General features: G+C 33.7%; 13 protein-coding genes and 2 pseudogenes. 13 read left to right on the top strand and 2 right to left on the bottom strand.

Going from position 1 to position 13,342, the window contains the following annotated elements:
* The 8 genes and pseudogenes from GFJ36_RS29615 to GFJ36_RS13290 form a co-directional block, all read left to right on the top strand.
* A pseudogene (locus tag GFJ36_RS29615) lies at positions 1–147 on the top strand (IS4 family transposase); the annotation flags it as partial.
* Positions 148–668: 521 nt separating this feature from the next.
* On the top strand, positions 669–1,868 hold the full coding sequence (locus tag GFJ36_RS13260; protein ID WP_060488903.1) for an FAD/NAD(P)-binding oxidoreductase: 1,200 nt from the start codon (positions 669–671) through the stop codon (positions 1,866–1,868).
* Between the two features lie 66 nt (positions 1,869–1,934).
* Positions 1,935–3,371 (top strand): MBL fold metallo-hydrolase, encoded by a 1,437-nt coding sequence (locus GFJ36_RS13265; RefSeq protein ID WP_097890997.1) that lies wholly within the window; start codon positions 1,935–1,937, stop codon positions 3,369–3,371.
* Between the two features lie 115 nt (positions 3,372–3,486).
* A pseudogene (locus tag GFJ36_RS13270) lies at positions 3,487–3,750 on the top strand (metallophosphoesterase); the annotation flags it as partial.
* A 208-nt stretch (positions 3,751–3,958) separates the two neighbouring features.
* Positions 3,959–4,210: a hypothetical protein gene (locus tag GFJ36_RS13275; RefSeq protein WP_000548621.1), complete on the top strand. Its 252-nt coding sequence runs from the start codon at positions 3,959–3,961 to the stop codon at positions 4,208–4,210.
* Positions 4,211–4,387: 177 nt separating this feature from the next.
* On the top strand, positions 4,388–5,113 hold the full coding sequence (locus GFJ36_RS13280; RefSeq protein WP_048546950.1) for an ABC transporter ATP-binding protein: 726 nt from the start codon (positions 4,388–4,390) through the stop codon (positions 5,111–5,113).
* The gene (locus GFJ36_RS13285) at positions 5,110–6,129 is read left to right on the top strand and encodes an ABC transporter permease (protein WP_087986150.1); all 1,020 of its coding nucleotides are present in this window, start codon (positions 5,110–5,112) and stop codon (positions 6,127–6,129) included. The genes GFJ36_RS13280 and GFJ36_RS13285 overlap by 4 nt, the downstream gene beginning before the upstream one ends.
* Positions 6,130–6,153: 24 nt before the next feature.
* Positions 6,154–6,807 carry a TetR/AcrR family transcriptional regulator gene (locus GFJ36_RS13290; protein ID WP_060488911.1) on the top strand — a complete coding sequence of 218 codons (654 nt, stop codon included), beginning with the start codon at positions 6,154–6,156 and terminating at the stop codon, positions 6,805–6,807.
* Positions 6,808–7,006: 199 nt separating this feature from the next.
* Here GFJ36_RS13290 and GFJ36_RS13295 read toward each other — a convergent pair whose 3' ends face one another.
* The gene (locus tag GFJ36_RS13295; RefSeq protein WP_087986149.1) at positions 7,007–7,330 is read right to left on the bottom strand and encodes a WGxxGxxG family protein; all 324 of its coding nucleotides are present in this window, start codon (positions 7,328–7,330) and stop codon (positions 7,007–7,009) included.
* Positions 7,331–7,502: 172 nt separating this feature from the next.
* Positions 7,503–8,018: a DUF3231 family protein gene (locus GFJ36_RS13300; RefSeq protein WP_087986148.1), complete on the bottom strand. Its 516-nt coding sequence runs from the start codon at positions 8,016–8,018 to the stop codon at positions 7,503–7,505.
* Positions 8,019–8,483: 465 nt separating this feature from the next.
* Between GFJ36_RS13300 and GFJ36_RS13305 the strand changes: the two genes are divergently transcribed.
* From GFJ36_RS13305 to mvaB, 5 genes are all read left to right on the top strand, one after another.
* A complete protein-coding gene (locus GFJ36_RS13305) occupies positions 8,484–9,452 on the top strand; it encodes a YbgA family protein (protein ID WP_087986147.1) in 969 nt (322 codons plus the stop codon).
* Between the two features lie 216 nt (positions 9,453–9,668).
* Positions 9,669–10,814: an acyl-CoA dehydrogenase gene (locus GFJ36_RS13310; RefSeq protein ID WP_000397260.1), complete on the top strand. Its 1,146-nt coding sequence runs from the start codon at positions 9,669–9,671 to the stop codon at positions 10,812–10,814.
* Positions 10,815–10,829: 15 nt separating this feature from the next.
* A complete protein-coding gene (locus GFJ36_RS13315) occupies positions 10,830–12,167 on the top strand; it encodes an acetyl-CoA carboxylase biotin carboxylase subunit (protein WP_097890999.1) in 1,338 nt (445 codons plus the stop codon).
* A 26-nt stretch (positions 12,168–12,193) separates the two neighbouring features.
* Positions 12,194–12,409, top strand: a complete 216-nt coding sequence (locus GFJ36_RS13320; RefSeq protein ID WP_001987345.1) for an acetyl-CoA carboxylase biotin carboxyl carrier protein subunit — start codon at positions 12,194–12,196, stop codon at positions 12,407–12,409.
* A gap of 21 nt (positions 12,410–12,430) precedes the next feature.
* On the top strand, positions 12,431–13,342 hold the full coding sequence (gene mvaB, locus GFJ36_RS13325; RefSeq protein ID WP_097891000.1) for a hydroxymethylglutaryl-CoA lyase: 912 nt from the start codon (positions 12,431–12,433) through the stop codon (positions 13,340–13,342).

Below are 13,342 nucleotides of genomic sequence, written 5' to 3' on the forward strand. Positions count from 1 at the left end.
TTCTTCTTCTTTTCCAAGCTATACAGAAAGATACCCAAGAGCTATCAAAGATTCTAATTCGCCAGTTCAGCCTCCTACAGCAAAACGGGCGAAAAATCTCATCGACACGAAAAGAAAATAGCCTCTACTCTAATTGATGTTGTATGAGCATAATTTGGTTATTTTTAAAATTAATCAATACAGTAATACTTATGCATTTATTATATTTAAAAGAGCAATTTCATTGAAAATAATAGATAATTCTACTTTACTAATAAGGTTTACTTCTCCTTTTTCAACATCAGCATATATTATCTTTGGTAACCTCAATAATTTCACTCAATTGAATATGAGTCGGAGCTAATTCCCATGTAATTAGTAATTCTTTCACATGAATACCTAGCGCGTTATAAAAACCTCCCGTATTTAACTAACAATTCCTCTATCTGATTAAATAAAAGTAAGATTAAATAAAAGTAAGATTGAATAAAGGCTAAGATTGAAAAATATAAAAGATGGAAGTAGCATAGGGGATTTACGCATAAAGTAAAATTGATGGTAAAGTTAACGAAATTTTCATTTAAGTCAGATAAAAAGGTGGTGTTTTTAACTTATAATAATGTTAATACAATGAAAATACGGCTGCGAATTAGTTGTTTTAAAAATCAAATTTAGATGGGAAGAGGATAATGAAGACCAGAGATAGTTATAAAATTATTGTAATTGGTGCTGGGACTGCAGGAATATCTTCTACTGCACATTTGTTACGAAATGTACCCCTATTGAAAGAAGATATAGCAATTATTGATCCATCAAAAAAACATTATTTCCAACCACTATGGAGTTTAGTGGGGGGAGGAATTGTTTCAAAGGAAAGTACGATGCGTGATCAAGAAGTGCTTATTCCAAAAGGTGCAACGTGGATTCCTAAAAGTGTCGTTAAGTTGTTTCCGAAAGAAAATAAGCTACTTTTAGATGATGGATTGCTGCTTGAGTATGAAATTCTTATTGTAGCAGCCGGTATACAAATAAATTGGGATGGTATTAAAGGCTTGAAGGAGTCTATTGGGACTAATGGGGTTTGTAGCAATTACTCTTATAAATATGTTGATTCTACTTGGAGAGAAATTGAAAAATTTAAAGGAGGAAATGCAGTTTTTACCCACCCAAACACTCCTATTAAATGCGGTGGTGCTCCACAAAAGATTATGTATTTAGCAGAAGAGTATTTTTCTAATAGTGGTGTAAGAAACAAAAGTGAAGTAATGTTTTATACGGCGAACGCTAATATATTTCAGGTTCCACGTTATGCTAATACATTAGAACAAGTACTAGAAAGAAAGCAAATTATAACGAATTATAATAAAAACTTAGTAGAAATTATTGCCGAAAAAAGAGAAGCAATTTTTGAAGATACGCAAACACTGAAAAGAGAAACTGTACCATACAGTATGATCCATGTTGTTCCACCAATGGGGCCACCTAATTTTATTAAAGAGAGTGAGATAAGTGATTCTCAGGGATGGGTAGATATAAGCCCTTATACTTTGCAGCATGTACAGTATAAGAATATTTTCGGACTTGGAGATTGTACCAATTTACCCACCTCTAAAACTGGAGCGGCAATTCGAAAACAAATACCTGTCTTAAAACAAAATATTATGGACGTACTTAACGGAAGAGACTTGCATGCTAAATATGATGGATATACATCCTGTCCGATTGTTACAGGTTATAAAAGTCTTATACTCGCTGAATTTAACTATGAACATGAGCCTCAAGAAACATTTCCGTTTAATCAAGCGAAAGAACGATATAGTATGTTTTTACTTAAAAGATATATGTTGCCCTATATGTATTGGAATTTTATGTTGAAAGGGATGCTATAGGAGAAGATAGAAAGCAGTTATACAAATTGAAAAGTAATTTGAAATAACTATTTGGAGGGAATAGCTATGCTTTTAAAATATTTTTATGATGAAAAATTAGCACATGCTTCCTATTTGGTCGGTTGTCAGAAGGAAGGCGTAGCAATTGTAATTGATCCAGGTCGCTATATAGAACAATATATAGAATTTGCTAAGAAAGAGGGAATGGAAGTAATTGCTGCGGCTGAAACTCACATTCATGCAGATTTTCTTTCTGGGTCTAGAGAACTTTCTAATCTTTATCATGCAAAGTTATATGTATCTGATGAAGGAAATTGTGATTGGAAATATCAATATTTTAACGAAGGTCGATACAAATTGGTTAGAGAGGGCACAGAGTTTAAAATAGGTCATATAAAATTTAATGTAATTCACACCCCAGGGCATACGCCTGAAAGTATTTCTTTTTTAGTAACTGATACAAGTCAAAATAATTATACGAATGAAAAGCCAATGGGAATATTCACAGGTGATTTTATATTTGTAGGAGATATAGGAAGACCGGATTTATTAGAAACTGCTGTAGGTATGAAAAATACTGCAAAAATAGGAGCAAAACAATTATTTAATTCTATACAAAAAATAAAAATACTCCCTGATTATTTGCAAATATGGCCATCACATGGTGCAGGAAGCGCATGTGGAAAAGCATTAGGAGCAATTCCAACTTCTACATTAGGTTATGAAAAGATGTTCAATTGGGCATTTCAGTGTAATGAAGAAAGTGATTTTGTATCGATTTTATTGACGGGACAGCCAGAGCCTCCAAAGTATTTTTCATTAATGAAGAATTTAAATAAGTCTGGTCCTCCAATTCGTAAGAAGAGAGAAGTTATTGCTATTGATACAGTAGAAAAACTTCAAGAAGTTATGACAAGCGTTCAGCAAATAGTTGATATAAGGGATGTAGAGAGTTTTGCTTCTGGTCACATCGAGAAATCAATTAACATACCTTATAACAATTCCTTTACAACTTGGTGTGGATGGTTACTAGATTATAAAACAGAAACTTTAATCATTCTAGATGAGGAAAAGGTTAGAGTGGAGGAAGTTATTAGAGACTTTGAATCTATTGGGCTAGATAATATTATTGCTTTTGTACCTGTAAAGGTAATACAAAGATTTAATAGATTAGAAAGTTACAAAGAAGACACATCAATCGAATTATATCCGCATATAAAAGGTGGAAGTGTTAAGGTAATCGACGTGCGTAGTAAAAAAGAGTGGGAGGAAGGACATCTTCATGATGCAATACATATCCCTTTAGGAAATCTATTTAAGCAGCTAGATTGTATACCAAAAGATTGCCCAATAGTTTTACAATGTCGAACCGGATTGCGTTCCGCTATAGCAGCTAGTATTTTACAAAGAGCAGGTATAAAGGAAGTAGTGAATTTAAAGGGAGGATTTCTTGCATGGAAAAAAGAAGGGCTTCCTTATATAACATGTAATCGCAATGTGTAGGGAAATAATTTTTATTAATTTATCCGATAAGGAAAATTGCGGATTACATAGGAGTATGTCTATATATAGGAGCAATACAGTTAGCTAGTGTATTAAAATAGGAGAAATAGATGATTTATTCTATAGACCTGAATTTATTCAGAATTATGCTGATGAGCAAATAGATATAGTTTTATCAGGACACGCTCATGGTGGACAATTTAGGTTACCATTTATCAGCAAATTAGTGGCTCCAAATCAAGGTGTTTTACCTAAATATACAACCAGTTTATATGAAAAACAAAATACGTCTATGGTAGTAAGTAGAGGATTAGGCAATAGTATCATTCCGCAAAGAATTTTTAATAGGCCAGAACTTGTAGTCGTACAGTTAAATTGAACTGTACGATTTTTTATACAGAAAAAATAGGCCATATGCATTTTATACAAGTTAACATTACAGTTTTGTTAAAAATTTTCTACGTTACATAAAGTAACAAAATTTGACCCGGAGAGTTTGTTATAGTGTAAATAATCAAAAAACTTAAAAATTAGTCGAGTGAAAAGTGTGATAAGCAATTCAGTAAAAAACTTAAAGGGGTGTACACATGCATAAAGAATATGAAATTGAAGAGTATACGGCGATTGAGGAACAAATACATTATTATTGTAAATGTTTATTAGTAAGTCATCCTGATCAAATTATAAAGTATTTAGAAAAAAGGTTAGAAAAATATGCAGAAACATTACAATATGCACATTTATATCCTGATACAGTTATTTTACCATTACAGCAATTAGTTATCGAATATTCTTTAGATGTTGCTAGAATTAGAAAATATATGAATTTAAAAACGTAAAATGAAATATATAATTTAAATGAAACAGAGTCGACTTTAAGAAATGAAATTCTAATGTCGACTCTGTTTCATTGTTTAAGATTGAAAATACATACTAATCAATGAAGTTTGACATATAATTACGCAAGAGTAAAATGAAAGTGAGTACTCACTCATTTTGAAAAGGGGGAAGAATACATGCAGCAACCTGCCATTATTTTACGAACCGTGTCAAAAAGTTTTTGGAAAAAAGAAGTTTTACACAATCTTTCATTGCAAGTTGAAAAAGCAGAGATATTTGGTTTAGTTGGGCCTTCAGGTTCAGGGAAAACGACTCTTATTAAATTGATTGCAGGTATTAATGAGGCAACGAAAGGTGAAGTGCTTGTATACAACACGAACATGCCTAATTTAAATGAAATGAAAAGAATTGGTTATATGGCTCAGGCTGATGCATTATATGAAGAACTATCAGCATATGAAAATGCAGATTTTATTGCAACGATGTATGGATTAAAAGGAAAACATAAAAAAGAAAGAATCGAAGAGGTTTTTGACCTTGTACAATTATCAAAACATATAAGACAGCAAGTGCAGCATTTTTCAGGTGGGATGAAGAAGCGTTTATCATTAGCGATAGCACTCCTTCATGAACCTGAAATATTAATTTTAGATGAGCCAACAGTGGGGATAGATCCACTTCTTAGAAAAACAATCTGGGAAAAATTTTATGATTTGAAAAAGAAAGGCACAACTATTATTGTAACGACGCACATTATGGATGAAGCTGAGTTTTGTGAGCGTTTAGGGTTGATTAGAGAAGGAAAGCTAGTTGCGACTGGAACACCTGAAGAATTGAAAAAACGGGTATCATCAGGACGGATTGAAGATGTCTTTTTGTTGGAAGAGGTGGCCCTATCATGAGAGTTACTGGTGTAATCATTCGTATTATTCGCCAATTTTTTCGAGATAAACGTTCGTTAGCGATGATGTTTGGGGCACCAATGTTATTACTTTGGTTATTGTCTCTAGTGTTTACACAAAAAGACTATGTACCGCATATTGCTGTAGTTGATGTGCCTGCTCCTATTGTAAAAACAATGAAAACTCAAGAAGCCTCAATTTATGAATACGGCAAAGAGAAAGCAATTTCAGAGTTAGAACAGCAAAAGGTAGATGCAGTAATTTATTTAGAGAATGGGAAAATGAATGTTTTATTAGAAGGAAGTGATTCATCAAAAAATCGTGCTGTACTTCAAGTTTTACAAAAGAGTTCAGAAAAGTATGATGTATCAGTTATGAAGCCTGAAGTAAATTACTTACATGGCTCTAAAGACTTTACAATGTTTGATGGGCTTGGCCCCGTATTGATTGGTTTCTTTACATTTTTCTTTGTATTTATATTATCTGGAGTTTCCTTTGTTAGAGAACGTTTAAGTGGTACATTAGAGAGGTTATTGTCCACTCCAGTGAGAAGATGGGAAATAGTTGTAGGATATATTATTGGTTTTGGAATCTTTGCATTTATACAATCAATTATAATCGTGAATTTTTCAGTTTATATTTTAGACTTGTATGTAGCTGGCTCCATATGGCTAACGCTACTTATTACATGTATGCTTTCTTTAACAGCACTAACTTTAGGGACATTTTTATCAGCATACGCAAATAATGAATTTCAAATGATTCAATTTATACCGCTTGTCATTGTGCCACAAGTTTTCTTTTCTGGGTTGTTTCCAATTGAATCTATGAATAAGTGGCTACAAATGTTAGGGAAATTATTTCCGCTCACATATGGAGCTGACGCAATGAGACAAGTGATGATTCGAAATCAAGGATTTACAGAGATTGCGTTAGATCTAACTGTATTACTACTTTTTTCTCTATTATTTGCAATAGGGAATGTATTTGCATTAAAGAAACATCGGAAAATATAATGATGATACAAAGGGGCATTATAGATGAAGAAGGATTGGTTGGATGAATTAATTGCCGCAACTAATACGGATAAACGAAATGAACGTCAAATGCGTATTTTAGAGGCAGCTGTTGATATGTTTGGAGAAAAAGGATATGCATCAACTTCTACAAGTGAAATTGCAAAGCGTGCTGGTGTAGCGGAAGGAACAATCTTCCGCTACTATAAAACGAAAAAAGATTTATTGTTAGCAGTCGTCATGCCGACATTAACAAAGTTTGCTGCACCATTTTTCGTACAAGCCTTTGCAAAGGAAATATTTAAATCGAAGTATGAATCATATGAGGGACTTTTACGAGTTGTCATTCATAATAGATTTGAATTTGCTCAAAAGCACTTTCCTATGATTAAAATATTAATTCAAGAAGTACCATTTCAACCAGAGCTAAAAAATGAAATACAACAATTAGTAGAAACGGAACTGTTTTCACATTTCAAAAAGTTGATTGTGAAGTTTCAAGATAAAGGAGAAATTATTGAGATACCACCATCTTCTGTATTACGTCTTACTTTATCAGCTGTATTAGGTTTACTATTAACACGATTTTTATTATTGCCTGAAGAAAAATGGGATGATGAAGTGGAAATTGAAAATACGATTCAATTTATATTGTATGGATTAACGCCACGAATCTAACTATAACAACATTTTAGGGGTTTGATTTTTGGTATTTAAATAAATGTAATTTAATAGGTTTAATCATAAGTAAAAATATGTTGATGTGTGAATTACATATACTATTTTTAAGCAAATAATAAATCGCCTTTAAAAAGGCGATTTATATTCATTATACAATTTTGATAAATAAGTACTTGTTTACGAAAAACATTCTAGATTAACGTACTTCTTTGTCTCTTCTTCTAAGACCCAATAATCCTGCTAGACCTAATAAACCGAGCCAAGCCCAATTATTATTTCTATCATGATTATTATTTAAATCATTTGTCGTATTTACATTTCGAGTTCTCACATCATTATTAACTCTGTTCAAGTTATTATCATTAACTCTGTTCAAGTTATTGTCATTAACTCGAGTTGACATATCAGTGTTATTAACTCTATTCATATGATTTCCATCGTATTCAGCTTGGGCAGATGTGCCTAAAAACATAATAGATAGTGCTAAAACACTTAAAATAGATGATAATTTTTTCTTCATAAATTTCCCCTCCTTTCTTATGTATTAATTTCTCCATTGCTTTTGTACATTATTCGTATCACAGTATCTAAATCATAAAGTTAAAATTATTAGAACTATCTTTAATCTCCATTATTAAAAGGACAGGTAAATACAACGAAGCGGTTAACAAAAGTTAACCGCTTACGCCATGTTATGCTTGATCAGATTGAAGAACATGTAAAGGAGGAGGAATAATCCAGCCTTTTTTCTTATTTAACCGTAGTAAAGTAGCACCTGCTTGTGCCTTTTTCATATGGAATTGTCCAAACATCATTCCTACGTCTTCTCGAAGTGATTGTCCCATCGCTTGGCTACATGCTACTAGTCCAGCAGCAAGATCCATAGAAACTTTAGCTGCAATTTCTGCGTCATTAATACGAGCACCAGGAGGGATTGTTTCAATAGATGCAACTGGACGCTCTGGAGGTGCTGGTGGTAATGCCACACCGTTTGATTTTAACAAGTTTTTTAGTTCTTCAACTTCTGATTGGATATCATTTTCTATAAGATTTTCTAAAAACTTTTTTAAGTCCTCGTCTCCAGAATGATTGACAAGAACTTGGTAACCAGCAATTGCACCTTGTGCCCCTGCAAGATAACTCCAAATTGCAAAGACTTCTCCGTAATGCATTGGTTCATTTTGGGGATTACCACTTAATACTCCCATTTTAATATGCCTCCTTAAAATGAATGGATTTTTTGAAATATTTTTTACCAAAGAAAAAATGCTTCTGAAAATGTTCCGTAATAAAGAAAGTAGGTTTCTAAAATTCATTTGGAACACCCTAACTACAAGTAATACTTTCTCAGTCTATAATGTACAAATATAAAGAATATATTCCAAATAACTTGGGATTAAAATTCGTATTAAGACTTATTTTAATTTAAATGTAAAGAGGAGAGGAAAGAATCTGTAACTATGCTAGTAAAGATGGATTGTGTTTAGACAAAAATGTATTAACAAGTTTGTACAAGAACTTGTTAATACATATACGAAATAGATTTGAATTGCAGTTGATATAGCATTAAATTTATAGTTATTATAAAAATAATCAATATAAACAGACTTTGCTTAAGATACTAATATCAGTACAATTTAGATTGTATGGATTGATACCATGGAGGTAATGAAATGCGGCAATTTGCAAAACCAACAATAGTTGTAAGTAAATGTTTAGAATTTGATGCCTGTCGTTATAATGCAGAGATGATACCAGATGTAACAATACGAAATTTGCAGCCATTTGTTACATTTATACCTGTTTGTCCAGAAGTCGAGATCGGATTGGGGACTCCTCGTGAAACGATACGAATTGTAGAAGAAAATGGTGTGAATAGGCTTGTACAGCCGTCGACACGAGAAGATGTAACTGAAAAAATGGAGCAATTTTCATATGTCTTTTTACAAACGATATCTGATGTGGATGGTTTTATTTTAAAGAATCGTTCGCCGAGTTGTGGTACGCGTGATGTGAAAATTTATTCTGGTTTTGAAAAAGCACCAGCAAAAGGAAAGGGATCTGGCTTATTTGGCGGAGCAGTAATAAAAAATTTTTCGCATCTTCCAATTGAAGAAGAGGGTAGATTGTCGAATTTTATTATTAGAGAACATTTCTTTACAAGGCTGTTTACAATCGCGCATTACAAAATGATTAAACATACTAAAAACATAAAAGAACTCGTATCATTTCAATCAGACTATAAGTATTTATTTATGGCATATAATCAGGTGAAACAAAAGGAATTGGGGCGTATTATTGCAAACCAAAAAAATGAAACGATTGAAGTGGTATTTGAAAACTATGAGAAGACTTTATATGAATTATTTATGCGCACACCCCGCTATACATCGAATGTAAATGTATGTGAGCATATTTTTGGATATTTTAAAACTAAGCTGAAAAAACAAGAAAAAGATCATTTTTTAGATTTGATACAAAAGTATATAGAAAAGAAAGTCCCGCTTAGTAGCTTACTTGCAATTTTAAAATCATGGGCCATTCGATTTGACGAAAAGTATTTATTAAGACAAACATATTTTGAACCTTACCCTGAAGCTTTAGTAGAAATTTCTGATTCGGGAAAAGGTAGAGATTATTAAACAATAAATTACATAATTCGACAAGAAAACTCCTATGTTGTTGTAGAACAATGTAGGAATTTTTTTGTGCATTAGTACAGAATCTGTTTTAAAATTAAGTTATGACAGAATTATAGCAATTATCTAACTAATATCCGTGTCTTTTAATTCGTAATGTTTGTAGTAGAAACTCGCACGCTGTCGAAACTCAATATTCGATAAGGGGTGTGTAGCGGAATGGAATTTACTCTAACTCGCGAAAAACAAATGATTAAAGAAATGGTACGTGACTTTGCTGAAAAGGAAATCGCACCGAAAGCTGTATATTATGACAAAACTGCGGAATTTCCATATGAAACATTTCAAAAAATGGGCGAACTAGGATTATTAGGAATCCCATTCCCTGAAGAGTATGGAGGTTCAGGTGGCGATACTGTATCGTACGCGTTAGCAGTTGAAGAAATTGGTCGTGCTTGTGGTGGGACAGGATTAAGTTACGCTGCAACAATTTCATTAGGTGCTTCTCCAATTTATTATTTCGGTACAGAAGAACAAAAACAGAAATATTTAATTCCAATGGCATCAGGTAAAACTTTAGGTGCTTTCGGATTAACTGAGCCGAACGCTGGATCTGATGCAGGTGGTACACAAACGAAAGCTGTATTAGATGGAGACGAGTATGTTATTAGTGGTGAAAAGTGTTGGATTACAAATGCAGAGTATGCAAATACAATTATTGTAACCGCTATCAACGGTGTTGAAGATAATGGTAGAAAGCGTATTTCGGCATTTATCGTACCGACTACAAGTGAAGGATTAACGATTTCAAGTCCTTACGATAAGATGGGTGTTCGTGCTTCTAATACATGTGAAATCGTACTTGATGGTGTACGTGTACCGAAAGAAAATATTCTTGGTGATGTAAATAAAGGATTTAAACAATTCTTATATACACTTGATGGAGGACGTATTTCAATCGCAGCATTAGCAGTAGGTATTGCACAATCTGCATTTGAACGTGCGCTGCAATATGCGAAAGAACGTCAACAATTTGGAAAGTCAATCTCTAATTTCCAAGCGATTCAATTTAAATTAGCTGATATGGCGACTGAAGTAGAACTTGCACGTAATTTAGTACATAAAGCAGCTTGGTTAAAAGATAATGATAAACCTTTCGGTAAAGAAGCGGCTATGGCAAAGTTATTTGCATCTGAGGCTGCTAGTCGTATTGCAAATCAAGCGGTACAAATTCACGGTGGATACGGCTATATGCGTGAATATGAAGTGGAACGGCATATTCGTGATGCAAAACTATTAGAAATTGGTGAAGGAACTTCTGAAATTCAACGTCTCGTAATTGCAAGACATTTAGGATGTAGATAAAAAGGAGGAATCACTATGTTTCAAAAAATATTAATTGCTAATCGCGGGGAAATCGCAGTTCGTATTATGAAAACTTGTCAAAAACTTGGCATTCGTACTGTTGCTATTTATTCTGAGGCTGATGAAAATGCCCTACATGTAAAAATGGCAAATGAAGCTTACTTAGTAGGTGGACCGCGTGTCCAAGAAAGCTATTTAAACCTTGAAAAAATTATTGAAATAGCTAAGAAGACAAATGCTGAAGCAATCCATCCGGGATATGGATTATTATCAGAGAATCCATCTTTTCCGGTTCGCTGTAGAGAAGAAGGAATTGTATTTATCGGTCCATCTGAAGAAATTATTACGAAGATGGGAAGTAAAATCGAATCTCGTATTGCAATGCAAGCTGCAGATGTCCCAGTAGTTCCAGGTATTACTACAAATATTGAAACTGCTGAAGAAGCAATTGAAATTGCAAAACAAATTGGTTATCCATTAATGCTGAAGGCATCCGCAGGCGGCGGAGGCATTGGAATGCAGTTGATGGAAACTGAGCAAACGCTCACCAAAGCATTTGAAAGTAACAAAACAAGAGCACAAAACTTCTTCGGTAACGGAGAAATGTATTTAGAGCGCTATATTGCAGATGCACACCATATTGAAATTCAGCTTTTAGCAGATACACATGGTAACACAGTGTATTTATGGGAGCGTGAATGTTCCGTGCAGCGCCGAAATCAAAAAGTAATTGAAGAAGCACCTTCACCATTTTTAGATGAAGGTACGCGAAAAGCGATGGGGGAAGTTGCTGTACAAGCTGCCGAAGCTCTAGGCTATACAAATGCAGGTACAGTTGAGTTTCTTGTAGATGATCAGAAGAACTTTTATTTCTTAGAGATGAATACGAGATTACAAGTAGAGCATCCAGTTACAGAAGAAATTACTGGTTTAGATCTTGTAGAACAACAATTTCTAATTGCATACGGTGAGAAACTATCATTTACACAAGATGATGTAAAACGTAGTGGTCATGCCATTGAGGCACGTATTTATGCAGAGGATCCGAAAACTTTCTTCCCATCACCTGGGAAAATTACAGATTTAACGCTTCCATCAAATGTACGTATTGATCACTTTTTGGAGAATCAAGTCACGATTACACCTTTCTACGATCCAATGATTGCGAAAGTTATTGCTCATGGTGGAACTCGTGAAGAAGCAATTTCAAAATTACATGATGCTTTAGAAGAATTAAAAGTAGAAGGTATTAAAACGAACACGCCAATGCTACTTCAAGTATTGGAAGACGATGTGTTCAAAAGTGGTATTTATACAACGGGTTTTGTAACGAAACAACTTGTTAAAAAATAAGATTTAACAATATTAAGGGGGAAAAAATGATGACGAAGGTATATGCATCGATGGCAGGAAATGTATGGAAGATTGTTGTAGGAGTAGGAGATACAGTAGAAGAAGAGCAGGATGTCGTCATTTTGGAATCTATGAAAATGGAAATTCCAATTATTTCAGAAGAAGCTGGCACAGTTATGAAAATTAATGTGCAAGAAGGCGATTTTGTAAATGAAGGAGATGTATTACTAGAAATTGAATAGGGAGATATAGGGGGAAGCGAATTGAAACTACCTAATTTTGCTGTCATTAAAGAAGTCGGGCCACGTGATGGCTTACAAAATGAAAAAAAGATTGTTGGCACAAAAGATAAAGTAAAATGGATTCAACTACTTACAGAGGCGGGATTATCGTACGTTGAAGTTTCCTCATTCGTTCACCCTAAATGGGTTCCTGCATTAGCAGATGCAAATGATGTGTTTTCTGAGCTGAAAAGGGATCCAAATGTTACATATGCAGCGCTTGTTCCAAATCAAAATGGTTTGGAACGAGCTTTTTTGCAAAATGTAGATGAGGTGAATGTTTTTTTATCAGCAAGTGAATCTCATAATAAAAGTAATATTAATAAATCAATTAAAGAAGCATTAGTTGTCATTGAAGATATAACAAAGCAGGCCACGTTCGAAGGTAAAAAGGTAAGAGGCTATGTTTCTACTGTATTTGGTTGTCCTTATGAAGGGAACATAAGTGTCGCAGCAGTTGACGAGTTATGTAATCAACTATTTTCATATGGCATTTATGAAGTATCTCTTGGTGACACGATTGGTGTAGCAAATCCGTTACAAGTAGAGCAGGTTTTAGAACATTTATTAAAGAAATATGATGCTTCGCAATTTGCAATGCACTTCCATAATACGTATGGAATGGCTCTGGCGAATGTAGTTAAGTCATTAGAATATGGTATTACAACATTTGATAGTTCTTGTGGTGGTCTTGGTGGATGTCCATATGCACCAGGAGCATCAGGCAATGTTGCAACCGATGACTTAGTTCATATGCTCCATAAGTTAGGGGTCCAAACGAATATTGATGAAGAGAAGTTATTGAAAGCGAGTCAATTCATTCAAAGTAAATTAAATATCCAATTACCGAGTCATGTGTATAGAGCGCTTCAACATAAAACGATAAGTAGGTGA

Origin of the sequence: Bacillus sp. EE-W1, assembly GCF_009760835.1 — a bacterium.
GTDB classification, from domain to species: Bacteria; Bacillota; Bacilli; order Bacillales; family Bacillaceae_G; genus Bacillus_A; species Bacillus_A wiedmannii.